We start from the raw sequence: 26,431 nt of genomic DNA, 5'->3' as shown, positions 1-26,431 counted from the left end.
GGCCCGATGCCGCCTGATCTGCACGGCCGGGTCGCCCTCGTCGCGGGGGCGACCCGCGGTGCCGGGCGGGGAATCGCCGCCGCGCTCGGCGAGGCCGGGGCGACGGTGATCTGTACTGGGCGCAGCAGCCGTCTCGGACTCAGGCGCTCTGACTACCACCGGCCGGAGACCGTCGAAGAGACCGCTTCGCTGGTATCCCAGCTCGGCGGGGTTGGCGTCCCAGTGGTCGCGGATCATCTGGACCACGACGACGTCCGGCGGCTGGCCTCTTTCGTCGAGTCCGAATACGGCCGGCTTCACTTGCTGGTCAACGACATCTGGGGCGCCGAGCGGCTCAAGGGCGGTCCGGCGGACTGGAATACGCCGGTGTGGGAGCACGACCTCGACGCGGGGCTGCGGATTCTGCGGCTGGGCGTGGAGACGCATCTGGTGACGTCGCATTTCCTGCTGCCGCTGCTGATCCGCGAGCCTGGCGGGCTGGTGGTCGAGGTGACCGACGGGACCTTGGCGCACAATGCGTCGCGCTACCGGATTTCGGTGTTTTACGACCTGGCCAAGGCTTCGGTGAATCGGCTGGCGTTTTCGCAGGGGCATGAGCTCGCTGAGCATGGAGCCGCGGCCGTCGCGGTGACGCCGGGGTGGCTGCGGTCGGAGATGATGCTCGACGCTTACGGGGTGAGCGAGGGGAACTGGCGGTCGGCGTTGGAGGCTGGGGCTCCGCCGGGGTTCGCTGAGTCGGAATCGCCCCGGTATGTGGGGCGTGGGGTGGCGGCGATGGCGGCGGATCCGTTGCGGGACCGGTGGAATCAGCGGTCGGTGAGTTCGGCGGAGCTGGCGAGGGAATACGGGGTGACGGATGTGGACGGGCGGCAGCCGGACAGCTGGCGTTAGCGGTATTCCTCGTGGGGCAGCCATTTGCCGTCTCCCAGATGGGTCGACGGGACCCGGAAGGTCGGCTCCTCGTAGCCGAGGTCCATGCGGAGGATGTTGTCCGCGCCAGTGCGGGCGAGGACTTCCCAGATGACCTCGACCATTCCGCCGGGCTGCTCGTTCCATTCGAACGTGCCGCGGTCCCAGAACACCACGGGCCAGCGGTTCGGGTCTTCGGAGCCGGTCCGCCAGAAGAACACGCCGCCGCCGGTGTCGTTGGCCCAGGGGAGGAGGCCGCCGGGCTCGGGGAACAGCCGGTAGTTCGTGCCCTCCAAGAAATCTCCCCACGGGGAGTCGAAAGACTCGAGCACGCCGCGGATGTTGTCGCGGACGAACTTGGCCAGGTCTATGCGGGCGTCGATGGGATTGTTGAAGTTCACCACGCCGCGGAAGCAGCCTGACGGGAACCGGGACATCAGGGCCTTGTAGTCGTCGGGGAACTTGATCCCGACGGCTTGTTCGACCTCGGCCCAATCCCGGCCCTGGCGGATTCCTCCGGTCCAGCCCGAGATCCGGGCGATCTCGTCGATCGAGCGTCGTGCGGTCACCGGTACTCCACGTTCGGGATCCAGCCGCGCCGTTCTCCGGCGTAGGTGGAGGGAACGCGAAAGACCGGTTCTTCGTCGTCCAGGGGACGGCGGAGGAGATTGTCGCCGCCGGGGCGGGTGAGGACTTCCCAGATCATCTCGACGACGCCGCCGTCGTGTTCGAACCATTCGTCGAAGTCTCTGCTGTAGTAGGCGATCAGCCACTGGTTCGGGTCGGCGGGCTCGGTCAGCCAGCAGAAGATGCCGCCGTGAAGATCCCTGCCCCAGGGGAGGAGCCCGGCGAACTCGGGGAACGGCGCGTAGCCGGTGTCGCGCAGGTACCCCAGGCTCTCGTCGCTGAGGGTTTCGACAACTCTCCATACCCTGTCTCGGACGAATTCCTCCACGTCGACGCGGGCGTCGATGGGGTTCTCGAAAGCGACGGCGCCGCGGAAGGAGCCTGAGGGGAAGCGGGAAAGCATCGCCTTGTAGTCGTCGGGCAGGGTGGTCCCGAGTTTACGTTCGACCTCGGCCCAGTCCCGGCCTTGGCGGATTTCTCCGGTCCAGCCGGAGATCCGGGCGAGTTCGCCGATCGAGTGTCTTCGCGGGTGGTTCATGACGCGGTCTGCCGGTACTCGGCGTGGGGAAGCCATCGCCCGTCGCCCAGGTGGGTGGACGGCACGCGGAAGAGCCGCGGCAGGTCTTCGGGCGGCCACCCGAGGATGTTGTTGTCGTCGCCGGTGGTGGTCAGGGCTTCCCGGAGGACCTCGGTGATCGGCCCGGGGTGTTCGCGCCACTCGTCCATGCCCCGGCTGTAGTAGGCGATTCGCCACCGGTTCGGGTCTGCCGGTTCGGTGATCCAGCAGAACATCCCGCCCTGCCCGTCGCCGCCCCAGGGCAGGAGCCCGCCTTCGTCGGGGAAGAGCCGGTAGCTTGTGTCGTTCAGGTATTCCAGCCTGTCGTCGGCCAGGATTTCCAGGATTTCGAAGACGTCCTCCCGGAGGAACCTCGGATAGTCCGTGCGCGCGTCGATCGGATTGGCCATGACGATCGCGTCGCAGAAAGCACCGGACGGGAACAGGGAGAACAATTCCTTGTAGTCGTCCGGAAGCGCCGTGCCGATGTCCTGCTCGACGGTGCTCCAGTCCCGGCCCGGCCGGATGCCTCCGGTCCACCCGGTGATGGCGACGATCTCCTCGATCGATTGGCTCACCTGCGCATCCTACCGGAATTCGATCACCGGAAGGATTGCGCTGAACGGACCAATCAAGACTCCTCGAGCTGAGGCAGGCGACCCACCACCGCCGCGTACTCCGCCGTAATCCGCGCGACTATCTCCGCTGCCGGAAGGACTTCCGTGATCAGCCCGGCCGACTGACCGGCCTCCACCTTCCCCGTAGCGACATCACCGTCCAACGCCGCGTCCTTCAGCGACGAAGCCTGAAAAACCTTCCGCCGCAAAGACTCCTCGGCTCCGGAAGCCTCCAGCTCGGACATCTGCGTAGTGAAATCGTTCGCCAGTGCGCGGATCACGCCCAAGCCTCGACCAACCGTCCGGGTGTCGTCGACGCCAGCGGCGAGCACTGCCTCCTGATAAGACCGATGCACAGTCGCCTCGGAACTCGCCAGGAATCGGGTCCCGAACTGGGCCGCGCCCGCGCCCAGGGCCAGCATCGCGGCCAGCCCGGCACCATCGGCGACCCCACCGGAGGCGATCACCGGAATCGACGGCACTGCCGAGACCACGGCACGCACCAAGACCTGAGTGGTGACCATCCCCGGCGGTGGATGTCCGCCAGCCTCAGCACCGACTACCACCAATCCGTCGACGCCAGCGGAGGAAGCCTTCAAAGCATGCGACACCCCGGCCACAACGTGCAGGCACCGGGTCCCGACGGCGTGGAACCGGTCCAGATACCGTCGTGGGCCGCCCTGGGAGGCGATCAGCACAGGAGGGCGGCGCGAGAGCAGCAGGTCGATGACCTCGTCGGCACCAGCCCGGTAGAGGGGCAGGTTCACGGCCCACGGACGATCGGTGCCGGCGGCCATTTCGTCCAGCACCCGGGCCAGATCGGGCAGGCGCATCGGACCGGCGGCGACGACGCCCAGACCGCCAGCATTCGACACAGCCAAGGGCAAAGCCGAGGACGACGAAGCCCACGACATCCCGGCCTGGATGATGGGCAGGTCAAGGCCCAGCAACTCGGTGACAGACGTACGCAGCCGCATCATGAGTTCTCCAGCAAAGCTCGGGCATAGCGAGCCAGTTGGTTCTTCTGCACCTTGGCACTGGCGGTCATGCCGATGGCCTCGAAACCGTCCACAATGCGCAGGTGCCGTGGGACTTTGAACCCGGCCAACCGTTCTTTCGCCCACAAGAGCAGGTCTTCTTCCGAAATGCCCGGCGCAGTCAGGACGACAAAGGCGAAGGGCACTTCGATCAAGCGCTCGTCGGGGACTCCGACGACCGCGGCCTGGCGGACGGCGGGATGGCGGTGAAGGACGTCTTCGACGTCGGCGGGGGCCACGTTCTCTCCGCCGACCCGGATGATTTCCTTGGTGCGGCCGGTGAAATGGAACCGTCCGGAGTCGTCGAGCAGGCCGACGTCTCCGGTGGACAGCCAGCCGTCGGCGTCGATCGTTTCGGCGGTGCGCACGGGGTCGTCGAGATAGCCTTGCATGACGTTCCAGCCGCGGACCAGGACGGAGCCGGGTTCGCCGGGTTCGCAGTCGCGGGTGTCGTCCAGGGACCGGATGCGGATTTCGACACCCGGCTCAGGAGCCATGGCACCGGAGGCGCGGACGTCTTCCGGTTCCCACCACGCGGATTGGGCGACATTGGGGGAGGCTTCGGAAAGTCCGTACCCGGCAACGCATTCGCGCGCGCCGAGTTCGTCGATCACCCGGCGCACGACCGTCGGCGACGCGGCGACCCACGCGCCGCGCAGGGAAAGGCTGCGGTGCGGGAGGTCGGGGTGGTTGAGCAGGAGCAGGGCGATGGTGTCGTTGCCGGAGAAGTGGGTGCATCGTTCGGTTTCCAGCAGCCGCAACGCTTCTGCTGGTTCGAACTTCGGCATGGTCACCAAGGTGGTGGCGTGCTGGAGGGAAGCCAGCACGGAAAGGGTGCTTCCGGCGACGTGGAAGAACGGGCGTGCCGAGTGGAATCGGTCGCCGGGGCGCAAACCCAGGCGGGCACCGGAGAAGAAGGCATCGGCGCACATGCTGCGGTGGGTCAGGAGGACGCCCTTGGGGCGCGACGTCGTGCCGGAGGTGTATTGCACGAGAAGGAGATCGTCCGGCGTGGCAACGGGTTCCGCAGGCGAGCCAGCGGCCAGGAAATCGGCCCAGCTGTCCTGGCCCAGGATGATGATCCGCTTCAAAGAAGGCAGAGTCGCGCAGCCGGGTTCAATGCCGGCGTCAGAGAACAGCGCGGGGAAGTCGACGTTCAAGACGCGCTCGGCGGCGAACAAAGTGCTGACGCCGGAATGGGCCAGCGTGTAGTGCACCTCGTCCGCGGTGAAGCGAGTGTTGACGGGGACGACCAGCGCACCCAGCGAACCCAAAGCCAGGAACAGCGTGACCCACTCGGGAGTGTTGCCCAGGCAAAGCCCGACCCGGGAGCCTCGGCCGATTCCCGCGGCGGCGAGAGCGCCGCGCACCTGGGCCACCTGAAGAGCCAGTTCCCGGTAGGTGATCCGCGCGTCGGCAGTGACGACGGCTTCGACCTCAGGAGCGAGAAGGGCGGCCCGCGCAAGAGCGTCCTGGACGGTGAGCGGGCAGGCGGTGCGCAGGTCGGTCATCGGGTCTCTCCAGTGAACCGGGCGACGCCGTCGCGCCAGCTGCCGTCGGCGAGGTTCTGTTCGATGGCGGACATTTCGATCCGGATGCCGCGGTCCAGGTCAGTTTCCGAACCCAGGTCGACGGCCCGTTTGGTCAGGGCGATCGCGCCGGGCGGAGCGGCGGCGATGGCGGCGGCGACCTCGGCTCCGGCGGCGGCCAGATCGGGGACGACGCGGTTGACCAGGCCGAGCGAGGCAGCGTCCACAGCGGACAGAGGCGTATTGGTGAACAACAATTCCTTCGCCCGGCGTTTGCCGATGGCCCGCTGGAGCCGTTGCGTAGCGCCGACGGTGCCCCAATGTGGTTCGGGGAAACGGAAAACGGTGCCCGAGGCGGCAAGAGCGAAATCGGCGGCGAGGGTGATCTCGCCGCCGGAGCCGACGACGGCGCCGTGCACCAGCGCGACAACAGGGCAGCGACAGGCCTCGATCGCCGCATAGGCCGCGAAGGACGCCACGCGGCGACGGCGGACCCAAGCGGTGTCCTTGCCCGTCCGTTCCTTCAAATCGGCACCGGCGCAGAAAACCGGACCGGCACCGCTGAGCAGCACAACCCGGGCCTCTGAGATATCAACGGCGTCGAAGGCTTCCTTCAGGGCGTGGCACATCGCGAGGTCCACGGCATTCCGTGCCGACGGGCGGGCCAGTTCGACGCGGGCGATTCCGTCGGTGACGTCCAGCGTCACGCGTTCGTTCATCAGATCACTCCCGCGGCCCGCAGGCCCTCGATCTCGCCGTCCGACAGCCCCGCCAAGTCGCGCAGCACGACGTCAGTGTCCGCTCCGAGCACCGGCGGCGTTCCCGGTGCCGGGGCGTCTCCGGCAGTCTCGCGCAACGGCGTGCGCAGCGCCGGGAACGAGCCTTCGACGGGATGCGTGAACTCGCCGACGACGCCTCGCGCGATGGCGTGTGGATCGGCCAGTGCCTCGCGGACCGAACGCACCGCGCCAGCGGGGACATCGGCGGCCTGCAGTTCTTTGACCAACTGGTCCCGGTCGTGCTGGGCGATCGCGCCGCGCAGAGCCTTCATGACACGCGCGCGGTGTTCGACCCGGCCCGCGTTGTGCTGCAACGAAGGATCAATGGCCAAAGTGGACAATCCGAGCACCGTGCACAGTGGCGTCCAATGCTGGTCGCTACCGCTGATATGGAGCCATTCGCCGTCCCCGGCCTGAAACGCCGCCGACGGCACTCGCCCCGGATGTTCGGTTCCGGTGCGGACGGGGTCCTCGCCGAGCGCGAACAGCCGGGCGGCGTTCAGGGCGTGCAGGCTGAGCTGGACGTCCATCATCGCCACGTCGAGGTGCCTGCCGCGACCGTCGGACGAACGCCCGGCGAGCCCGGTCAGCACGGCGATCACCACCCACAGCCCGGACGTCAGATCCGCCACCGGCACGCCGGTTTTCGCGGGCGGACCAGCGGGATCGCCGGTCATCGCCATCACGCCGGACAACGCCTGAAACACCGTGTCGTACCCCTTGCGGTGCGCGTCCGGTCCGGTCTGGCCGAAGCCGGTCGCGGACACCAGCACGAGGCCGGGGTTTTCCGCGGACAGTTCGGCGTAGCCGAGACCGAGCCGGTCGAGAGTTCCGGGCAGAAAGTTCTCCACGACGACGTCGGCGCGCGCGGCCAGCTTCCGGACGACATCGCGTCCGCGCGGGTCCTTCAAGTCCACAGTGACCGATTGCTTGCCCCGGTTGAAGGCGAAGAAGTACGCGCTTTCGCCGTGCGGCAGCCGGGGTTCGAAGCCGCGCGTTTCGTCGCCGGAGCCGGGACGTTCGACCTTGATCACGGTCGCGCCGAGTTCGGCGAGGATCTGAGTGGCCAGCGGCGCGGCGAGGACCCGGGAAAGGTCCAGCACAGTGACCCCGGCGAGCGGCCCGGTCATGCCCGGAACCCGCGCATCAGCGCGTTGACGTCCTGGCCGGCGCGCATCGCGGCGTCCGTCGGCAGGTCCGCGACCCGGTAGAAGAGGTCCTTGGCCGCGGCGAGCGCGCGGGGTTCGACCGAGGTCCAGCGCTGCGCGATCGCGAGCGCGGCGGGCACGATCTCGGAAGGCTCGACGACCTGGTTCACCAGCCCGTACGACGAGGCTTCCGCGGCGGTGAGCAGCCGGCCGGTGCTGACCAGCTCGAACGCGAGCTTGCGGCCCAGGTGCCGGACCAGCCCGGTCATCACCAGCGCGGGCACGATCGAATGCTTCAGCTCGGGATACCCGAACTTCAGGTCCGACCCGGCGACCACCAGGTCCGCCCCGATCGCCAGCCCGGCACCGCCGCCGACGGCCGCCCCGCGCACCGCGCTGACCACCGGGACCGGCAGCTGCTGCATGCGCGTCTGCAGGCGGGCGGTGAGCGCGGCGCGTTCGAGAACGGCCTCCGGCTGGTCCGGGGTGAGCGACGAGAACTCGTTCAAATCGGCACCGGCGCAAAAGCCGCGCCCAGCTCCCGTCAAAACGACCGCGCGGACGCTCGGGTCCCGGCCGGCTTCGTCCAAAGCGGTGTCAAGCGCGCGAGTGAGCGCGGTGTCGAGCGCGTTGAGCTTGTCCGGCCGGTTCAGCGTAAGGACGCGGACGGCGTCGTGGTTTTCGGTCAGCAGCACAGGTTTCTCCCCAAAGAAAAGTCAGGCGGACGCGAAGCCGGCGCGGGCGACCATGCTGTGCAACGGTCGGCCGAGCGCTTCCTCGCAGGCCGCGGACGCCGCGGCGAGCTGGTCGAGATCGAGGCCGGTGTCGACGCCCATCGCGGCGAACAAACTGGCCAAGTCCTCTGTGCACACGTTGCCGGTGAGCCCGGCCCCGTAACCGATCTTCGCCGGATGCCCGCCGACGCCGCCCATCGCGGAATCGAAGTGCCGGCACCCGGCTTCCAGAGCGGCGACGGCGTTCGCGATCCCCGTTCCGCGCGTGTTGTGCAGATGCGCGACCAGCGGCAGCCCCGGGTTTTCCCGCGAGAGCCGGGTGTAGAGCGCGCGCACCGAGCCCGGGGTCGCGACGCCGGTGGTGTCGCCGAGGGTCACCAGGCTCGCGCCGAGATCGGCGAATCGCGCGACGTCTTCGGCCACCCGGCCCGGGTCGACCTTGCCCTCGAACGGGCAGCCGAACGCCACCGACACCACGCCGACCAGGCGAAACCGCCCGTCGGCGAGCTTGACCATCTCGGTCACGCGCTCCCACTGCCCGGCGCGCGTGGTGCGCAGGTTCCGTTCGGTGTGCGCCTCGGTGGCCGACACCAGCAGGCTCAGTTCCTCGGCGCCGTGCCCGGCTTCGAGGTCGGCGAGCGCGCGTTCGACGGCCCGAGGGTTCGGGCAGGTCGCCTTGAACGCGACGCCGGGGCTCCGGTCGATCCCGGCGAGCACCTCGGAGGCGTCGGAGAAGCCGGGCACCCGCGCGGGATGGCTGTAGCTGGTCGCCTCGATCCGGCGGAAACCGGTGCGCGCGAAGGAGTTCAGCAGTGCGATCTTCGTCGCGGTCGGCACGGGCTCCGGCTCGTGCTGCAGCCCGTCGCGGGCGAAGCACTCGCAGATCGTGACGGCGTCGGACATCCTGGGCCCACCTCCTCGTCGGTGGTTCCAGAACTACGCGAGGGTGTTGATAAAGTCAACACTACTCGGCGGCCGGGTGAGCCCGCTCACTCTCCTCGACGGCCAGCGCGTGCTCGGCCAGCTTGTCCAGCGCGCGGTCGAGCACCCGGGCCTCTTCGCCGGTCAGGGTGGCGAGGAAGTCCGCGTCGCGCTCGTTGGCGGCGGTGATCAGGCCGCGGTACACCCTGGTGCCCTCGGCGGTCAGCGCCAGCTGCGACGTGCGCCCGGACCCGGCCGTGCGGTTCACCAGCCCGCGGTCGGTCAGCCGGCTGACCACGCGGCTCATCTGCGCTTTGTCCAGTCCGGCGCGGCGCGCGAGCCGGTTGAGCGTGAGCGTGGGGTCGGCCGCGATGAGCGCGATCGCGCGCCATTCGCCGAGGCTCACGCCGAAGTCCCGCCGGTAGCGCACCGCGGCGCTGCGCGACATCGCCGACGACGTGCGCGAGAGCCGGTAGGACAGCAGTCCGGAGATGGGGACCAGGTCGTGTCCGTCTGCGCGTTCGGCCATGGCCGTGCATCGTAGCCGTTACCCGATGTGTGTTGACAAACTCAACACTCGATGCGGAGACTGCCACTCGCCCGATCCGGACGAAGGAGTCTCAGCCGTGGCCGAACCATCCGCTGTCACCGGCGCTCCGGCAACCGCCGCTGTCGACCGCGAAGCGACCTATCGCACGATCGCCCGGCGCGTCATGCCGTTGCTGGTGCTGTGTTACGTCGTGAGCTACATCGACCGCACCAACATCGGCATCGCGCAGCAGGGTCTCAAACGGGATCTCGGCTTCGGTCCCGCGGTGTACGGGCTCGGCGTCACGCTGTTCTTCGTCGGCTTCATCCTCTTCGAGGTCCCCAGCAACGCGCTGCTCGCCCGCATCGGCGCGCGCAAGACCCTCGCGCGGATCATGGCCACCTGGGGCGTGATGACCGTGGTGACCCTGTTCGTGCACAACGAGATCATGTTCTACGCCGCGCGCTTCCTGCTCGGCGTCGCCGAAGCCGGGTTCTTCCCCGGAGCGTTGTATCTGCTGTCGCTGTGGTTCCCGTCGTCGCGGCGGACGCGGATGACAGCTGTGTTCTTCATCGGCATTCCGGTGTCCGGCGCGCTCGGCTCGGTGATGTCCGGCTGGATCATGCACTCGCTCGGCGGCGTCGGCGGGCTCGCGGACTGGCAGTGGCTGTTCCTGATCGAGGGCATTCCGCCGATCCTGTTGGCCGGGCTCGTGCTGCTCTTCGTCACCGACGGCCCGGAGCAGGCGAAGTGGCTCACCCCGGAACAGAAGGCGGCCGTGCGCGCCGACCTCGAAGCGGATCGCCGCGACAAAGGCCCGGCGACCGAGAAGCACAGCGGCCTGCTGCTTGCCCTGCGCGACCCGAAGGTCTGGATTCTCGGCCTCTGCGCGTGCGGCGCGTACACGCTGGCGAACGCCGTCTCGTACTGGACACCGCGGATCATCGCCAACGCCGGGGTCGGCAACGTCCTGAACCTCGGCTACTTCTCGGCGATCCCGCCGCTGCTCGGCATCGTGGTGATGCTGCTGGTCGGCAGGCACTCCGACCGCACCCTGGAGCGGCGCTGGCACGCGGCGACGAGCTGGATCGTGGCGGCATTCGCGATGCTGGCGATCTCGGTGTCCGGCGGCAGCGTCGTGGTGATCATCCTGTTGCTCGCGGTGATGGCGGCCGCGCACTACTCGGGGCTGACGGTGTTCTATTCGATCCCGTCGATCTACCTCAACGACCGGGCGGCGGCCACCGGCATCGCGGTGGTGACGTCGATGGGATCGTTCGCCGCGGCCGCTTCGCCGTCGCTGCTCGGGTTCATCGAATCCGCGACCGGGAGCCTGTCGCTGGGGCTGCAGATCAGCGCGGGCATTGTCCTGCTCGCCGTCGTGGTGCTGCTCGTCGGCGTCCGGCCCGGCGATCTCCGCGAACGGCGCCGCTGACCCTCCAAAGTGTGCCGTTTCGCACGCGGCGGCCCGTTCGACCTCGGCGGGCTGCCCGGACGGCCTGCTTTCTCATCGCTCTCACAGGAACCCCGGAGTAGACCGGGTGCCGCCGGAGGGAGGGGCGGTGAGCGATGGAGCGCGCGAACGGGCACTGGGCCGAGCGGATCGGCGTGGTCGCGCTGGTCGCCGTCCTGCTGGGCGGGGCCGCCTACGGATGGGCCGAACTGCGCGCGCTGCTGTCCGGGGTCACCACGTCCACCGCGCTCGACGGGCAGGCCCGCCCGGGCGGGGACACGAACATCCTCGTCATGGGACTCGATTCGCGGCTCGACGAGCGGGGCGAACCGCTGCCCGCCGAGCTGTACGAGCAAGTGCACGCGGGGGACCAGAGCGTCGGCGGGTACAACACCGACGTCCTGATGCTGCTGCACGTCCCGGCCGACGGCGGGCATCCGACGGTCATCTCGATCCCGCGCGACGACTACACCGACCTCGCCGGCTGCCCGGACGGGGTGTGCAAGGGCAGGATCAAGGAGGCTTACGGGTACGCGTTCGCCGCGCAATCCAAACTTCTTGCCGCGCAAGGCGTCACCGAGAAGGCGGCTCGCGAACAGAGGTCCCGGGACGCCGGCCGCGCGGCAGAAGTCGCGACGGTGCGCCAGTTCCTCGGAGGGGTCGCGGTGGACCATTTCGTCGAAGTCACCCTTGTCGCGTTCTTCCAGCTGGCTCAGGTCGTGCAGCCGATCACGGTGTGTTTGGCCGAAAGCACGCACGACAGTTATTCGGGAGCGGATTTCCCGGCCGGGCAGCAGCGGATTTCCGCGGCGCAGGCGCTCGCGTTCGTGCGCCAGGGACACGATCCGGCGCGCGAGTTCACCGACCTGGACCGGGAACGGCGGCAGCAAGCGTTTCTCGTTTCGCTGGCGCATCAGCTGAAAGAAGGCCGGGTGTTCGGCGACCCGGTGAAACTCGGGGAGCTGGTTTCGGTCGCGAAACAGAACATCGCGATCGATTCCGGACTCGACCTCAATGCGCTGGCCCGGCAGGCGGAAACGTTCGCCGGCGGGGATCTGACGCTGGCGTCGCTTCCGGTCGAAAGGTTCGAAAAAGACGCACGGGGCGAAGACGTCAACATCGTCGATCCGGTGAAGATCCGCGCCGCCGCGGCCCGGCTGCTCGGCCGGACGGTCCCGCCGCCGCCCGCCGCGACGGCCGGCCCCGCGGTCGACGTGGTGAACGCGAGCGGCCGTGAGGGCGCGGCCGCCCGGGTGCTGAAGGCGCTCCCGTCGCGGGGATACCGCGCCGGGCGGACGTCCAGCGCGCGGCACACGCACCGCACCGTGGTCCGTTACGGGCGCGGGGATTCCGCGTCGGCGGCGAAACTCGTGGCCGCGCTCGGCGGCGGGTACGCCGTGGGCTACGACGGCGCGCTGGCCGCGGGGGAGCTGAAACTGGTGCTCGGCTCGGATTTCCGGGAAAAGGCCGACCAGGTGGACCCGGTGCCGGTCTCCCCGGTTTCGCCCGCCGACGAATTGTCCGGAGGCGGGGTGCCGTGCGTGCGGTGAACGGGAGAAGCACAACGATCCTGTGAACCCGTTGAGAACGAATTCCGAAATTAACTCTCCCGAGTGACGTCGGCGGCGATGTGCCCGCTAATGTCCGGGATCGGGTGACGAGCCGCACAGCCGCGGCCGGGGGATTGCCCGAAATCTGATCTTGTTCCGATTTCAGTGCCCGAGAACGGCACTGCTGCTTCAGCCCGGCCTCACGCCGCCCATTGTTGAGTGGCGATCGGCCGGTTTCGTGAGTCCTGTTCTTCCGGAAAGAGGTTTTCCTGTGACGCTGGACGCGGATCGGGTGCGCACAGTCGCGCCCGAGAGGCTCGCCGAAGAGGCGACGGCGGTTTACCGGGCGGGTCCGACGCCTGCCGCGCGCACGCTTTACGACATTTTCGCCGAAACGGTGCGCCGGCACCCGCACGCGCTCGCGCTGGACGACGGCGCGGAGCGGGCGACGTACCGCGATTTCGCCGCACAGGTCGAAGAACTCGCCGGACGCCTTCGCGCCGCCGGGGTCATGCCGGGCGACCGGGTCGGCATCCGGATGACTTCCGGCACGGCCGCGCTGTACCGCAGCATTCTCGCCGTTCTCTCCACCGGCGCGGCCTATGTCCCGGTCGACGCCGACGATCCGGCCGATCGTGCCGGGACAGTGTGGACCGAGGCCCAGGTGAGCCTTGTCCTCAGCGACGCGGGATTGCCTCCCTCGCGCGGACCGCAGTGGCCGCGAGTCCGTCCGCAGCCGCAGGACGACGCCTGGATCATCTTCACCTCCGGTTCCACCGGCAAACCGAAAGGCGTCGCGGTCACGCATCGCGCGGCCGCGGCCTTTGTGGACGCTGAAGCCCGGTTGTTCTGCCGGGCACGGCCGCTCGGCCCGGGCGACCGCGTGCTGGCCGGGCTGAGTGTCGCTTTCGACGCGTCGTGCGAGGAGATGTGGCTGGCGTGGCGGCACGGCGCGTGCCTCGTACCGGCTCCGCGCTCGCTCGTTCGCGCGGGAGCGGATCTCGGGCCGTGGCTGGTCGAACGCGGCGTGACGGTCGTGTCGACGGTGCCGACGCTCGCCGCACTGTGGCCAGTGGACACTCTGGCCGGTGTCCGGTTGCTCATCCTCGGCGGCGAAGCGTGCCCGCCGGAGGTGGTGACGCGCTTCGACGACGGCCACCGGGAGATCTGGAACACTTACGGCCCAACGGAAACCACGGTCGTCGCGTGTGCGCAGCGGCTGCGCGCGGGCGATCCGGTGCGGATCGGGCTGCCGCTCGACGGCTGGGAGCTCGCGGTCGTCGACCCGGAGGACCCGGCGGGCATCCCGGTGCCGTGGGGCCGCAGCGGCGAGCTGGTGATCGGCGGCGTCGGTCTCGCCCGGTACCTCGACGCGGCGAAGGACGCGCAGAAGTTCGTGCCGTTGCCGGGTCTCGGCTGGAGCCGCGCCTACCGCAGCGGCGACCTGGTGCGCGCGGTGCCGGAGGGGCTGGAGTTCGTCGGCCGCGCGGACGGCCAGGTCAAGATCGGCGGACGGCGCGTCGAACTGGGCGAGATCGACGCCGCGCTGCGGGCGCTGCCGGGTGTCGCCGCGGCGGCGACGGTGGTGCGGCGCACGGACAGCGGCGCGCAGGTGCTGGTCGGTTACGTGGTGCCGGAAGGCGAGAGCCTCGATCGCACCGCCGCGCGCAGTCTTCTGCGGGACCGGCTGCCCGCGGCTTTGGTGCCACGGCTGGCGTTGGTGCCGGATCTGCCGGTGCGCGCTTCGGGCAAGCTCGACCGCGACGCATTGCCGTGGCCGCTGGAGGAACCGACCGCCGCGCCGGTGGTTCCGTCCGATCCGAGATTGGCGTGGCTGTTGCAGGTGTGGAGCGAACACCTCGGAACCGCCGCCGGACCGGACGACGACTTCTTCGACCTCGGCGGCTCGAGCGTGACCGCCGCGCGGCTCGTTTCCGTGCTGCGCGAACGGCATCCGACCGCAGCAGTCTCCGATGTGTACTCCTGCCCGACGCCGCGCGAGCTGTACGAGCGTCTCGCAGGGGAGCCGGTCGAAACTGTCGCCGTGGAGGAGCCGCAGATTCCCGCGGCTCGGGGCACCGGCTGGTGGCAGGCCGGGGTCCAACTCGTTTTGCTGGCCCTGTCCGGAATGCGGTGGCTGCTTTCGGTCTCGCTGCTCGGCTCGCTGGTCGCTCTGGTGCTGCCCTTGCAATGGCTGCCGCGGATGTCGTGGTGGATCCTCATCCCCGCGTGGCTGGTGCTGCTGAGCCCGCCGGGGCGGATGCTGCTCGCCGCCGGAGGTGTGCGGTTGCTGCGCGGAAAGCTCGCGCCAGGGGAGTACCGCCGCGGCGGCATCGTCCACATGCGACTGTGGACCGCCGAACGGTTCGCTGCGGTGGCCGGTCCGCCGGGCGTTGCCGGGACGCCGCTTGCCGCGCCCTATGCCCGGTTGCTCGGCAATCGGGTCGGCCGGGGCGTCGACCTGCACTCTCCGCCGCCGGTGGGCGGTCTCGCCGACTTCGGCGACGGATGCGCGATCGAGCCCGAGGCGGACCTCGCCGGGTGGTGGCTGGACGGTTCGGTGCTGCGGATCGGCCGCGTCCGGGTCGGCGCCGGCGCCCGGGTCGGCGGTCGCAGCACGCTGCTGCCGGGCACGGATCTCGGCGCCGGGTCGGTGCTGTTGCCGGGCTCGACGCTCGACACCCGCGTGCCGGACGGCGCGGTCTGGGGAGGTTCTCCGGCCGGACCGGCGGGCGAGCGCCCGTCGCGGCCGATCGCGGCGGCACCGCGAGCGAAGCGGTACTCGCTGGCGTTCGCGCTCGGTGGCACGGTGCGGTCGCTGTTCATGTTCGTCACCGCGATTCCGCTGATCGTGGTCGCGCTGCTGCTGGTCCCGGCGGCGGACGACCCGCGCACCGCCGCGCTCGCGATCCTGCCGTGGACGCCGCTGCTCGTCTTCGCCGGAATCGTCTTGTACGCCTTGACGATCGTCCTGCTCGTGCGGTTCGCCAGCCTGGCCGTGCGGCCGGGAACCTATCCGGTGCTGAGCCGAGCGGGCTGGGCGGCCTGGTTCGTGCACGAACTGCTGGAAATCGCGCGGCGGCAGCTGTTCCCGCTCTACGCCGCGCTGGCGACCCCGGTCTGGATGCGGCTGCTGGGCGCGCGGATCGGCCGCGGCGTCGAACTGTCCACTGTGCTCAGTCTGCCGTCGCTGCTTCGGGTGCGAGACGGCGCGTTCCTCGCCGACGACGTCCTCGCCGCACCGTACGAACTCGACCGCGGCTGGGTCCGGCTGGGCGTTTCCGAGGTCGGGGAGCGCGCGTTCGTCGGCAACTCCGCGGTCGTCGGCCCGGACCGGAAGCTCGGCTCAGGCTCGCTCGTCGGCGTCCTGTCCGACACTCCGGCAGAGGTCCCCGACGGCACGTCCTGGCTCGGCCGGCCCGCGTTGGAGCTGCGGCGCACTGCGGACACGGTCGACCCCGCCCGCACATTCGCGCCGCCGCGCCGGTTGAAGCTGGCGCGCGCGTTGGTCGAGTCCTGCCGGATCGCGCCGCTGCTCATCGCGGGCGTCCTCGGACTCGCCGTGTCCACGGTCCTGGCCGGAGTGGACATCGCGGACGGCTTCTGGGTCGCCGCCGCCGTCGCACCCGCGGTGTTCGTCGCGGCCGGCCTCTTCGCCGCGTTGCTGACGACGCTGATGAAATGGACGCTGGTCGGCCGGTTCCGTCCGGGGCGGCATCCGTTGTGGAGCGCGTTCGTGTGGCGGAACGAGCTGTACGACACCTTCGTCGAGACCCTTGCGGTCCCGTGGTTCGCCGGATCGTTCCTCGGCACGCCGGTGCTGAACTGGTGGCTGCGGACCCTCGGCGCCCGCATCGGCCGCGGCGTCTGGTGCGAAAGCTACTGGCTGCCGGAAACGGATCTCATCCGCCTCGGCGACGGCGCCGTGGTGAACCGCGGCTGCGTCCTGCAGACACACCTGTTCCACGACCGCGTCATGCGGCTGGACCCGGTCCGCCTCGGTCCTGGCGCGACGCTGGGCCCGCGCGCGTTCCAGCTGCCGGGCAGCGGGGTTTCCGACGGCGCGACGGTGGGGTCGGGGTCGCTGGTGATGGCGGGGGAGACGGTTCCGCCGCGCACCCGGTGGCGGGGCACTCCGGTCCGTCCCTGGCGGTGAAGCCCGGTGGGCGGTTCTGCCCAGCAGAGCCGCCCACTGGCCATGGACTACCGGAAACTGTTCGGCGACATCCGTGGGCACCCGGGGCTCGACGGACTGGACGGCAGCTATCACGACTACTGCACGTTCGAGAAGCGGGCCGAGCGCGGCGGTACAGCGGCGATCTTCGACGAATACCTGACCTGGCTCAAAGCCCAGCCATGGCATCGCCGGTGAACCCGAGCTGCCGAAACATCCCGCCGCAGCGAGGACTTCCCGCGTAGCCGCCCCGGTGACCGCGGCGACTCAGCGGCGCACCCCGAGCTTCACCGGCACCCCGACCCCGCGATACCCGTCCCGCTCGACCAGCATTCCCGGTGCCGTAGTCGTGCACCGGGGCACGCCGGGTCCTGAAGTCTCATGGGGTGCCCAGTCGGCAGGCACCCGCGAGAGGGCTAGCTTCGCGGAAGGTCGGTGTGCGCCGCTCCGTTCTCGAGAGCGGCATCGACCTCCGCGCCGGAAAGCCCCGCCGCAGCAAGGACTTCCCGCGTATCCGCCCCTGGTGCCCGAGGCGAATCAGCGGCGCTGCCCGGCGTGCGGCCGAGCTTCACCGGCACCCCGACCCCGCGATACCCCTCCCGCTCCACCACCATTTCCCGGTGCCGCACCTGCGGAGCGTTCATCGCCTCCGCGATGTCGTGCACCGGAGACGCCGGAACTCCCTTCGCCAGCAACATCTCGGCCAAGGATTCCCGTTTGTACTGTCCGATCAGGACACTCAGCTCAGCCCGCAACGCACCCGCATTGCGAACCCGGTCGGCATTGCAAGCAAACCGCGGATCGGCCGCCAGACCGGGCGCGCCGAGCACCTCGGCAAGCGCCGCGAACTGCCGGTCGTTCCCGGCCCCGACGAAGAACAGCCCGTCCGCCGTCGAAAACGTCTCGTACGGTGCGATCGACGGATGCGCCGAACCCGTCCGCCGCGGCACCGCGCCGTCGGCGAGCCAGGCGGCGGAATGCGGATGCAGCAAGCTGATCACCGTGTCCAGCAACGAACAATCCACCAGCTGCCCGAGCCTGGACCGCTCCCGCTCGTGCAGCGCCAGCAGGATCCCGGAGAACCCGAGCACCCCGGTCACCACGTCGACGACCGGCACCCCGATCCGCAACGGCGGCCCGTCGGCCTCGCCGTTCACGCTCATCAGCCCGCCGTACGCCTGCAGCACCGCGTCGTACCCCGGCAGTCCGCCGAGCGGCCCGTCGGTGCCGAAACCCGTGATCCGGCAATGGATCAGCGCCGGATACTCCGCCCGGATCGTCTCGTCCGGCCAGCCCCAGCGCGCGAGCGTGCCCGCCTTGAAGTTCTCCACCACGACGTCCGCGCCCGCCAGCAGCGTGCCGAGCAGCGAGCGACCGTCCGGACCGGACAGATCGAGCACGATGTTCTTCTTGCCCCGGTTGAGATTCGCGTAGTACGCGCTGGTCCCTTCCTCGAGGAACGGCGGCCCCCAGCCCCGCGTCTCGTCCCCGGCGGGCGATTCGACCTTGATCACCTCGGCCCCGTGGTCGGCCAGCATCTGCGTGCAGTACGGCCCGGCCAGCACCCGCGACAGGTCCAGCACCCGCAGCCCGTCGAGCGCGCCCATCAGTACGACCTCGGCAGCCCGAGCACGTGCTGGGACACGTAGTTCAGCACCATCTCCTGGCTGATCGGCGCGAGCCGCAGCAGCCGCGCCTCCCGGAAGTAGCGCTCCACGTGGTACTCCCGCGCGTACCCCATCCCGCCGTGGGTCTGGATCGCCTGGTCGGCGGCCTGGAACCCGGCGTCCGCGCACAGCCATTTCGCCATGTTCGCCTCCTTGCCCGCCGGCAGGCCGTTGTCGTAGCGCCAGGCGGCGTTGCGCGCCATCAGCTCCGCCGCGTCGAGCCGGGTCGCGGCCTCGGCCAGCGGGAACGCCAGCCCCTGGTTCTGCCCGATCGGACGCCCGAACACCTGCCGTTCCCCGGCGTACCGGACCGCGCGCCGCAGCGCCGCCCGGCCGATGCCGAGCGCCTCGTGCGCGAGCAGGATGCGTTCCGGGTTGAGGCCGTCGAGCAGGTACCGGAAGCCCTTGCCCTCCTCGCCGACGCGCGCCGACTCCGGCACTCGCAGACCGTCGATCAGCACTTCGTAGGACGACACCGCGTTGCGGCCGAGCTTGGGGATCGCGCGAAGCTGCACCGCGTCGGACTCGATGTCCACGACGAACAGCGACATGCCGTCGGTCGGCTTCTCCACCTCGTCGCGCGGTGTCGTGCGGGCGATCAGCACCATTTTCTGCGACTGGCCCGCCTTGGTGATCCAGACCTTGCGGCCGTTCACGACGTAGGAATCGCCGTCGCGGCGGGCGAACGTGGAGATGCGCGTGGTGTCGGTGCCCGCGTCCGGCTCGGTCACGCCGAAGCAGACGTGCAGCGATCCGTCGACCGCGCCGGGCAGGATCTCCTGGCGCATCTGCTCGCTGCCGTGCTTGACGATCGTGTTCAGCCCGAAGATCGTCAGGTGCATCGTGCTGCACCCGTTCATCCCGGCCCCGGACGCGGCCACTTCTTCCAGCAGCAGCGCGGCTTCGAGAATGCCGAGCCCGCCGCCGCCGTACTGCTCCGGGATCGCCATGCCGAGCCAGCCCGCCGAGGCGAACGCGTCGTAGAACTCGCGCGGGAACTCGGCGCGTTCGTCGCGCTCGGCCCAGTATTCGTCGGGGAACCGGGCGGCCAGCTCGCGCACGGCGCGCCGGATGTCCTCCTGGTCTCGGGTCAGCTGGAAGTCCACAGTGCTGCTCTCCATCATGCGCATATAAGAACGCTGAGTTCGGATATACGTTCAACGTAAGGCGACGCGCGCCTCGGGTCAAGCGTCGTCCGGGGTGGAGGTCGAGATAGGGTTCGTATCTACGAACGCAGGGGAGGCTGCCGTGACCGAGTCGACTGCCAAGGCCCACCGGACCGTCGGGCGGGTCACCAGCATCCTGGAGTGCGTCGCGCGGCAGCCCGGGATGCGGCTGCACGAGCTCTCAGTGGCTCTCGACGCACCGAAATCCTCGGTGTTCGGCCTGGTCAAAGGGCTGGTGTCGACCGGCTACCTCGTCGAGGCCGACGGCAGCTACCGGCTCGGCCCCGCGCTGGGGAACCTGCTCACCGGCGGCCTGCCCGGCATCGCGACCGCGGCCCGGCCCGCCCTGGAGGAGCTGCGCCGCCGGTTCGGCGAGACGGTGATGCTCGGCGCCGCGGTCGGGGATTCGCTGATCTACGTGGACGCGGTCGAGTCCGAGCAGCCGATCCGCTACTCCGCGCCGCTGCGCACCCGGCGGCCGCTGTACCCGCCGAGCGCGGGCAAGATCTTCCTCGCGTACTGGTCGGCGCGCCGGCGCGAGGCGTACCTGAAGTCGGTCCTCCCGGATGCCGAGCGCGTGCGGGCCGCGATGGAGGAACTCGACACTGTCCGCGCCAAGGGTGTCGCGCTCAACCGCGGCGAAACGCTGCCCGACGTGAGCGCGGCGGCGCGGCCGATCCTGGTCGACGGCGAGGTCGTCGCGGCGATCGCGGTGGCGGGCCCGACCACGCGGATTTCCGAACGCCTGCCCGAGATCGGCGACGCGCTGGGCGACATCACGGCGGCGGTCGTGAAGCGCTGGGAAGCCGCGCGCCAGGGCTGAGCCCGAATTCCCGAAGACCCTTGACCGGTGTGTTCGCGGTCTCTTAGCATCCGGATATACGCATCAAGCGTTCCCAAATACGCACGCAACGGCGCGCGCCGGCTGGCTTCCGCTCGCCTGTGCCCCAGTTCCGGAGAGCAGGACCATGCCCAGTGTTGTGCACGACAACGTCGGAACGACCCGGAAAGCCCCGCGCGGGGTCGGGCTGGCGGTGATCGTCGGCTCCGCGCTCGAGTGGTTCGATTTCTATCTCTACGCGTCGATGGCCGCGCTCGTGTTCGGCCACGTCTTCTTCCCGCCCGGCAACGACGCCGCGGCGACCATGGCCTCGGTCGCGACCTTCGCCGTCGGGTTCCTGGCCCGGCCGATCGGCGGCATCGTGTTCGGCGCGCTCGGCGACCGGATCGGCCGCAAGAAGGTGCTGTCGTGGACGTTCGTGCTGATGGGCGTTTCCTCGGCGGGGATCGGGCTGCTGCCCAGTTACGCGAGCGCCGGGCTTCTCGCGCCGGTGCTGCTGGTGGTGCTGCGGCTGTTGCAAGGACTGGGCGCGGGGGCGGAATTCGGCGGCGCGATCGCGGTCGCTTACGAGCACGCCGATCCGCGCAAACGCGGGCGGCAAGGTTCGTGGCCGGCGCTCGGCGTGAACGTCGGGCTGCTCGTCTCCTCGCTCGCCGTCGCCGGACTGACCACTTTGGACAAAGAATTCCTGCACGGCTTCGGCTGGCGGATCCCGTTCCTGGCCAGCTTCCTGCTCGTCGGCGTCGGACTGTGGGTGCGCCGCCGGGTGCCGGAGACGCCGGAGTTCGAGAACCTGGTGCGGAGCAAGAAAAACCGCCCGCGCGGCTGGGCGAACCGGCCGCTGGTGAAGCTGTTCCGCAGCGACTGGCGCGCGTTGACGGTGGTCATGGTGATCACCATCGGCTACAACGGCGTCAGCTACGTGTTCAAGACCTTCTCGCTGGCCTACCTGACCAATTTCCGTGGTGTACCAGCGAATATCGGCGCGCTGGGGATCAGCATCGCGAGCGGGATGGCGATCGTGACCGTGCCGATCGCCGGCTGGGTCAGCGACCGGATCGGGGCGAAAAAGGTCGTGGTCGCCGGCGCGGTGGCGACCGGATTGCTGGCGTTCCCGTTCTTCTGGTTGCTCGACACCGGCACCAGCTGGTTCATCTGGCTCGGCCTCGTGCTGGCGACCGGCATCGTGGTCCCGGCGATGCTGTCGGCGCAGGGCGCGTTCCTGGCCAAGCAGTTCCCGGCCGAAGTCCGCTCGACCGGTCTCGGCACCGGCCGCGAGGTCGGGGGAGCGGTGTCCGGCGGGCTCGCGCCGCTGGCCGCGCTGGCGATCGTGGAAGCGTCCGCGACCCACGCGACCTGGGGTGTTTCGCTGCTGTTCGTCGCGGGCGCGTTGTGCATCGGGCTCGGGGCGCTCGCCGATCAGAGCCGCGGCGCGCTCAACTGAGCCGCGGCCACCGGGTGCGGGTCTTGGGCAACTCCGGGCCGTACACGGCTTCGGCGACCGAGCGCTTCAGGTTCGCGCAGTGATGCAGGACGTGCGCCGGAAACCCGGTGCCGGAAGGGCGTTCCGGCGGCTTTTCGGCGCCGGCGGGCACGAGCGTCCAGCCGGAACCGAGGTCGATCAGGCTCCGGTGCTTCGTGGTGTAGTACTCCGGCGACACGTCGATCGCCACGCCGGTCGCGCCCGCCGCGGCGGCGACCAGGTGCAGGTGGAAACGGCTGGAAATCCACGTCTGCCCTGGCGCGAGAGGAAGGCCGCGCTGCCACACGTCGCGGAACGGGTGGAATTCCGCGCCGGGAAGTTCGTGTTCCAGCAACGCGAAAACCTCGCGGTCGACGCGCGGAATCCCTTCCATCACAGCGAGTTCGCCCGGCGGAAGCCGCCACGCGCGCACCAGGTCGAGCACCTGCGCCGCGAGCACGGACGGCCGCTCGGCGCCGATGTCCGACTGCACGCACAGGACGAACTCCCGCGATGTGGGCGTCGTCGGCGGACGCGGATCGAGGAAGACGTCGTCGCAGGTCCGTTCGACGCCCGCGACGCCGTGCAGGAGTTCGGCGGACGGATCATCGCGGACGTCGACGACGTCGAACCGCTCGGCGAGCGCGCGCAGCAACCCGGCAGCGCCCGGAGAAAACGGGACGAAGCCCTGTCCGGTCATCGCCGAACGGGCTCCGGAACGCTGTGCCGCCGCGGCGGCCCCGGCGACCAATCCCAGGTGCCGGGGCCACAGCGCGTTGACGTAACCGCCGCCGATCAAATGCACGACGTCGAGCCGGCCGAGCAGTTCGATCCCCGCGTCCCAGCGCGGTGCACGACCGGGATCGTGCACCGCTGCCTGTACCCAGGACGCGACTTCCCACGGATCGTCCGACGGCGCTTCGCCGCACAGCCGCCACAAGGTGTCCGTACAGCGCAAACGCGGATGCAGGTCGCCGAACAAATGCTGGGCCGGTCCCGGCGAATGCGTGTCGAGCCAGACTTCGGCGTCCGGTTCGGTGCGGGCCAGGCGGCGAATCCAAGCCGCGGCGATCAGTTCGTCGCCGAAGTTCGGATAGCCGCTCGGCCCGACCAGGTAATGCCGGCGGGGGGACGGGGCTCGGGTCACGAAGCGACGCTGAGCTGCGTGTCCAACGCCTGTTCGCCCTGAGCCTTCTCGCTTCCGCTTGGCTCGGCCTGCACGCGGTCCTTGGCGACGCCGTCGCCTTCGAGCGCGGTCGAGATCGCCTGTGCGCGCTCCTCGGAAAGCTTCTTCGCCTTTTCCGCGTCCGGGTAGCCGGCGTGGGTCTCGACCTTCAGCTTGACATCGTTGCCCTGCATGGCTTTCGCGATCGCGGAGAGGCCTTCCTTGGCCTGGCTGGTGAGTTCCGCCTTCTCCGGCTCGAATTTGATCGGCGAGGCCTGCGAAGCCTGCTGGATCGCGGCGGTGACCGCCTGCGCGGCCGGGCCGTTCTGCCCGGCGGCTCCGTTCTGGCCGGGCGCGCCGTTCTGACCTGACGCGCCGTTCTGACCGGACGCGCCGGCCTCGCCGGACTGCGCGGCCCCGCTGGCCTGCGCGGAGTTCTGCCCGGACGCTCCGGATCCGGACGAGTCGTTCGATCCGCCCGACCCGCACGCGCTGACCAGCGCGACGACGGCTGCGGCCCCGACGACCGCCTTGACGAGTGCCCTCTGCATGGGAATTGCGCTCCTTCGGCTGGGTTCGCCGGGATCTGAACACGGGGCCCGGGCGGCGGCAACCGCGGCCCGCCCGGCGAACGCGGCGAGGCGCCGTGCGGTTTCGCGCCGTCAGCAGGGCGGGGGCGGCTGCCCGCCGCCCCGCCCGGGAAGGTCGACATCCACCCGGGTGAGGGACCCGGAAAGTCCACAAAGGACAGTCGGAACGGCGGTGCCGCGGTCGGTGTATAACGTCCTATTCGGCGCGCGGTGAGACATTTCGTTCAGCTCCGCCGGCGGCGGACCGCACGCGCGCCTGGCCCCGACCGGCTGCGGATTCCAGGGGTGCATCTCAGGGTGTTCCCCGATGCCGAGCCGTCAGAGCCGCCAGCATGCTGATCGATGTGACCCTCATAACGCGGAAAGCCAGGGCGACGGCGCCCGTCATCGCCGCCGCGGCCTTGGCTTTTTCGCTGGTGCCGATCCTCCTGCTGCACGTGGTGGCGGCGGGCGCGATCGACCCGGTCCGCGACGTCATCAGCGACTACGTCTTCCCTCCCGGCGGGGCGGTGCTCCTGGCGGCGGCTTCGCTCGGGCTGGCCGGCGCGTCGCTGGCGGTCCGGCACGCGCTGCTCAGGCAGGGATTGCCGAAACACGGCCTGGAATCGGTGCTGATCGCGTTGTGGGCGGCCGGACTGGTCGTCGCGACCTTCTTCCCGACCGATCCGACCGGCGTCGAAACGTCGTTTTCCGGTGCGGTGCACCGATATGCCGGCGCGGCGATGTTCGTGTGCCTGCCGCTGGCGGGATGGTTGCTGGCGCGCCGGCGGCCGGACGCGAAGGCGGTGCGCTGGCTTTCGCTGGCGTCCGGTGCCGCTTCGCTCGCGTTTCTGCTGGCCCACGCGCCATTGCTGGAGCAGTCCGTGCCCGAATTCCTGGGGTTGTTCGAACGCGTGCTGTACGCCCTGCTCTACGCACAGCTTTTCGCCGTCACCGCGATGGCCCGAGCCGAGGTGTCCTCATGACGATCATCGCCATCGTGCTTGCCGTGCTCGGCGCGGTTTTCTTTTCCGCCGGCGCACTTCTGCAGCACGGCGTCGTCACCGGGCTGCTCGGCCGGCCTCGGATCGGGGAGCTGATCCGGGCGCCGCGCTGGCTCGGCGGGCTCGCTCTGCTCGGTTCGGGGGCGGGCGTGCACGCGGTCGCGCTGGGGATGGCTCCGCTGACCGTCGTGCAGCCGGTCGGGGTCATTGCCGTGGCGATCACCGCGATTCTCGACCGGCGGCGGCGGGATCTGCCCGCGGTCGCGGTCACCATGCTCGGCGTCGGGACGTTCGTGACCGTCGCCGCGGGCAGCACCACGAGCACCGCGGTCGGCGCCGACGCGCAAACGCGCGCGGCGTTGCTGGTGCTGGGGGGCGTGGCGCTGCTGACGTTGATCGGCGCGATTTCTTCCCGGCCGTCGATCCGCGGACTGTGTTTCGGCGCGGCCGGAGGCGCTGCCTACGGCTTCGTTTCGGTGTTGATGCGAGCGGTTTCCCTCGAAGTCCAAGAGGGCGCCGTCGATTTCAGCACCGCGGTGTCGGTCGCCGCGATGGTGACGGCGCTGCTGGCCGGCGGCTGGCTCGTGCAGCTGTCCTACCGGTGCGGTCCGCCGCACCTTGCCGTCGCGTGTCTGACCGTCGTGGATCCGCTGGTCGCGGTGGGTCTCGGCGCCGGGGTGCTCGGCGAAGCCACCCACCTCGACGCCGCGGCGACCGCGGTCGCGCTGACCGCCGCGGTCCTGGCGGTCGGCGGCGTCGCCGTGTTGAGCCGCAGCAGTTCTTCTCCTGCCCATTCCACCAGATCGGAGCACCCTGTGAACGACGACCGGGCTTTGCGCATCGTGGTCGCCGCGGAAACCTATCCGCCGGACGTCAACGGCGCGGCGCAGTTCGCCTACAGGCTTTCCGCCGGCCTCGCCGGCCGGGGGCACGAGGTGCACGTGATCAGCGTCGCCCCGGACGGCCCGGCGAGCACCGAAAGAGACGGCGACGTCGTGGTGCACCGCGTCCGCTCGCACCGCACCCCGTTCCACCGGACCTTCCGGATCGGCCTGCCGTGGGAGGTGAGCAAGGACGTCTCTGCACTGCTGGAGGAGCTGCAGCCCGACCTTGTGCACGTCCAGGCGCATTTCGTGGTCGGCCGGTACGTGCTGAAGCACGCCGCCTCGATGGGCGTCCGGGCGGTCGCGACGAACCACTTCATGCCGGAGAACCTGTTCGGCCACGTGCGGGTGCCGACGTGGCTGCGCGGCGCGGCTTCGCGGTGGGCGTGGCGTGACCTGACGCGAGTGTTCTCTTCCGCCCGGGTAGTGACCGCGCCGACGCCGCGTGCGGTGGAACTGTTGCACGACAACGGTTTCCCGTCGCGGGCCATCCCGGTGTCGTGCGGCATCGACATCGACCGTTACCGGTTGCGGCAGGTTTCGCGGACGTCCGACGGTCCGACGGTGCTGTTCGTCGGACGGCTGGACGAAGAAAAGCGCGTCGACCAGCTGTTGCGTGCGGTCGCGCTGCTGCCCGGACTGCGCGCGGAGATCGTCGGCGACGGTTCGTGCCGCGCGGATTGGGAAAAACTGGCGGACGAGTTGGGGATCGCCGACCGGGTGCGGTTCCGCGGGTTTGTGTCCGAAGAGGACTTGCTGGACGCCTACGCGGCCGCGGATCTCTTCTGCATGCCGGGCATCGCCGAACTGCAGAGCCTCGCGACGATGGAAGCGATGGCGGCCGGGAAGCCGGTGGTGGTCGCGGACGCGATGGCGTTGCCGCACCTGTGCCGTCCGGGATACAACGGCTGGCTGTTCGAGCCGGGCAACGTAGGGGAGCTGGCCGAGCGGCTGCACGCGGTCGTCGCCGATCCGGCGACACTGGCGCGGATGGGGGCGGCGAGCGGCAAGATGATCGCCGGGCACGCTCTGGAGTCCACTTTGGATTCGTTCGAGGCCTGCTACGCCGAGGCGATGGGCCGGGTCGCGGCGGTGCCCGCGGCCGCCTGA

General features: G+C 70.0%; 23 protein-coding genes. 9 read left to right on the top strand and 14 right to left on the bottom strand.

Translation table 11 applies throughout. The features are described from left to right. Positions 1–6: 6 nt before the first annotated feature. Positions 7–891 (top strand): SDR family oxidoreductase, encoded by an 885-nt coding sequence (locus tag ACZ7OI_RS11920; protein WP_470264163.1) that lies wholly within the window; start codon positions 7–9, stop codon positions 889–891. Here ACZ7OI_RS11920 and ACZ7OI_RS11915 read toward each other — a convergent pair. From ACZ7OI_RS11915 to ACZ7OI_RS11870, 10 genes are all read right to left on the bottom strand, one after another. Beyond that, complete coding sequence (locus ACZ7OI_RS11915; protein ID WP_470264162.1) at positions 888–1,478, bottom strand: SMI1/KNR4 family protein; 591 nt, start codon at positions 1,476–1,478, stop codon at positions 888–890. The genes ACZ7OI_RS11920 and ACZ7OI_RS11915 overlap by 4 nt on opposite strands. Further along, positions 1,475–2,074: an SMI1/KNR4 family protein gene (locus ACZ7OI_RS11910; protein WP_470264161.1), complete on the bottom strand. Its 600-nt coding sequence runs from the start codon at positions 2,072–2,074 to the stop codon at positions 1,475–1,477. Before ACZ7OI_RS11910 ends, ACZ7OI_RS11915 begins: the two co-directional genes overlap by 4 nt. Next, on the bottom strand, positions 2,071–2,670 hold the full coding sequence (locus ACZ7OI_RS11905; protein WP_470264160.1) for an SMI1/KNR4 family protein: 600 nt from the start codon (positions 2,668–2,670) through the stop codon (positions 2,071–2,073). The genes ACZ7OI_RS11910 and ACZ7OI_RS11905 overlap by 4 nt, the downstream gene beginning before the upstream one ends. Positions 2,671–2,723: 53 nt before the next feature. After that, entirely contained in the window at positions 2,724–3,689 is a 966-nt protein-coding gene (locus ACZ7OI_RS11900) for an NAD(P)H-dependent flavin oxidoreductase (protein WP_470264159.1), read from the bottom strand. Beyond that, on the bottom strand, positions 3,686–5,257 hold the full coding sequence (locus ACZ7OI_RS11895) for an AMP-binding protein (RefSeq protein WP_470264158.1): 1,572 nt from the start codon (positions 5,255–5,257) through the stop codon (positions 3,686–3,688). The genes ACZ7OI_RS11900 and ACZ7OI_RS11895 overlap by 4 nt, the downstream gene beginning before the upstream one ends. Further along, entirely contained in the window at positions 5,254–5,994 is a 741-nt protein-coding gene (locus tag ACZ7OI_RS11890) for an enoyl-CoA hydratase/isomerase family protein (RefSeq protein WP_470264157.1), read from the bottom strand. Before ACZ7OI_RS11890 ends, ACZ7OI_RS11895 begins: the two co-directional genes overlap by 4 nt. After that, entirely contained in the window at positions 5,994–7,184 is a 1,191-nt protein-coding gene (locus tag ACZ7OI_RS11885; protein WP_470264156.1) for a CaiB/BaiF CoA transferase family protein, read from the bottom strand. Before ACZ7OI_RS11885 ends, ACZ7OI_RS11890 begins: the two co-directional genes overlap by 1 nt. Further along, the gene (locus ACZ7OI_RS11880) at positions 7,181–7,897 is read right to left on the bottom strand and encodes an enoyl-CoA hydratase/isomerase family protein (RefSeq protein WP_470264155.1); all 717 of its coding nucleotides are present in this window, start codon (positions 7,895–7,897) and stop codon (positions 7,181–7,183) included. The genes ACZ7OI_RS11885 and ACZ7OI_RS11880 overlap by 4 nt, the downstream gene beginning before the upstream one ends. Positions 7,898–7,918: 21 nt before the next feature. Then, positions 7,919–8,839 carry a hydroxymethylglutaryl-CoA lyase gene (locus ACZ7OI_RS11875; protein ID WP_470264154.1) on the bottom strand — a complete coding sequence of 307 codons (921 nt, stop codon included), beginning with the start codon at positions 8,837–8,839 and terminating at the stop codon, positions 7,919–7,921. A gap of 61 nt (positions 8,840–8,900) precedes the next feature. Continuing rightward, positions 8,901–9,386 carry a MarR family winged helix-turn-helix transcriptional regulator gene (locus ACZ7OI_RS11870; RefSeq protein ID WP_093577102.1) on the bottom strand — a complete coding sequence of 162 codons (486 nt, stop codon included), beginning with the start codon at positions 9,384–9,386 and terminating at the stop codon, positions 8,901–8,903. 97 nt (positions 9,387–9,483) lie between these two features. Between ACZ7OI_RS11870 and ACZ7OI_RS11865 the strand changes: the two genes are divergently transcribed. The 4 genes from ACZ7OI_RS11865 (at position 9,484) to ACZ7OI_RS11850 (ending at position 16,761) form a co-directional block, all read left to right on the top strand. Further along, positions 9,484–10,821 (top strand): MFS transporter, encoded by a 1,338-nt coding sequence (locus tag ACZ7OI_RS11865; RefSeq protein WP_470264153.1) that lies wholly within the window; start codon positions 9,484–9,486, stop codon positions 10,819–10,821. Between the two features lie 134 nt (positions 10,822–10,955). Beyond that, positions 10,956–12,389, top strand: coding sequence for an LCP family protein (locus ACZ7OI_RS11860; RefSeq protein ID WP_470264152.1), 1,434 nt, complete (start codon positions 10,956–10,958; stop codon positions 12,387–12,389). Positions 12,390–12,660: 271 nt separating this feature from the next. After that, positions 12,661–16,545, top strand: coding sequence for a Pls/PosA family non-ribosomal peptide synthetase (locus ACZ7OI_RS11855; protein ID WP_470264151.1), 3,885 nt, complete (start codon positions 12,661–12,663; stop codon positions 16,543–16,545). Positions 16,546–16,551: 6 nt separating this feature from the next. Then, positions 16,552–16,761, top strand: coding sequence for a hypothetical protein (locus ACZ7OI_RS11850; protein ID WP_470264150.1), 210 nt, complete (start codon positions 16,552–16,554; stop codon positions 16,759–16,761). A gap of 218 nt (positions 16,762–16,979) precedes the next feature. On the opposite strand, the gene ACZ7OI_RS11845 is transcribed toward ACZ7OI_RS11850, so the two are convergent. Both ACZ7OI_RS11845 and ACZ7OI_RS11840 read right to left on the bottom strand, forming a co-directional pair. Next, a complete protein-coding gene (locus ACZ7OI_RS11845; RefSeq protein WP_470264149.1) occupies positions 16,980–18,170 on the bottom strand; it encodes a CaiB/BaiF CoA transferase family protein in 1,191 nt (396 codons plus the stop codon). After that, positions 18,170–19,360 (bottom strand): acyl-CoA dehydrogenase family protein, encoded by a 1,191-nt coding sequence (locus ACZ7OI_RS11840; protein WP_470264148.1) that lies wholly within the window; start codon positions 19,358–19,360, stop codon positions 18,170–18,172. The genes ACZ7OI_RS11845 and ACZ7OI_RS11840 overlap by 1 nt, the downstream gene beginning before the upstream one ends. 118 nt (positions 19,361–19,478) lie before the next feature. Here ACZ7OI_RS11840 and ACZ7OI_RS11835 point away from each other — a divergent pair, with 118 nt between their 5' ends. Continuing rightward, complete coding sequence (locus ACZ7OI_RS11835) at positions 19,479–20,219, top strand: IclR family transcriptional regulator (protein WP_470264147.1); 741 nt, start codon at positions 19,479–19,481, stop codon at positions 20,217–20,219. A 145-nt stretch (positions 20,220–20,364) separates the two neighbouring features. After that, positions 20,365–21,681, top strand: coding sequence for an MFS transporter (locus ACZ7OI_RS11830; protein ID WP_470264146.1), 1,317 nt, complete (start codon positions 20,365–20,367; stop codon positions 21,679–21,681). Here ACZ7OI_RS11830 and ACZ7OI_RS11825 read toward each other — a convergent pair. After that, the gene (locus tag ACZ7OI_RS11825) at positions 21,674–22,846 is read right to left on the bottom strand and encodes a polysaccharide pyruvyl transferase family protein (protein ID WP_470264145.1); all 1,173 of its coding nucleotides are present in this window, start codon (positions 22,844–22,846) and stop codon (positions 21,674–21,676) included. The two genes, ACZ7OI_RS11830 and ACZ7OI_RS11825, sit on opposite strands and share 8 nt — an antisense overlap. Then, positions 22,843–23,415 carry an OmpA family protein gene (locus ACZ7OI_RS11820; RefSeq protein ID WP_470264144.1) on the bottom strand — a complete coding sequence of 191 codons (573 nt, stop codon included), beginning with the start codon at positions 23,413–23,415 and terminating at the stop codon, positions 22,843–22,845. Before ACZ7OI_RS11820 ends, ACZ7OI_RS11825 begins: the two co-directional genes overlap by 4 nt. 383 nt (positions 23,416–23,798) lie before the next feature. Here ACZ7OI_RS11820 and ACZ7OI_RS11815 point away from each other — a divergent pair, with 383 nt between their 5' ends. Continuing rightward, positions 23,799–24,419, top strand: a complete 621-nt coding sequence (locus tag ACZ7OI_RS11815; protein ID WP_470264143.1) for a DUF998 domain-containing protein — start codon at positions 23,799–23,801, stop codon at positions 24,417–24,419. After that, positions 24,416–26,431, top strand: coding sequence for a glycosyltransferase (locus tag ACZ7OI_RS11810; RefSeq protein ID WP_470264142.1), 2,016 nt, complete (start codon positions 24,416–24,418; stop codon positions 26,429–26,431). Before ACZ7OI_RS11815 ends, ACZ7OI_RS11810 begins: the two co-directional genes overlap by 4 nt.

It is taken from the genome of Amycolatopsis sp. NPDC114503 (assembly GCF_055633655.1).
The sequence above is the reverse complement of the archived record's forward strand: the minus strand, read 5'-3'. Positions and strand labels throughout refer to the sequence as shown.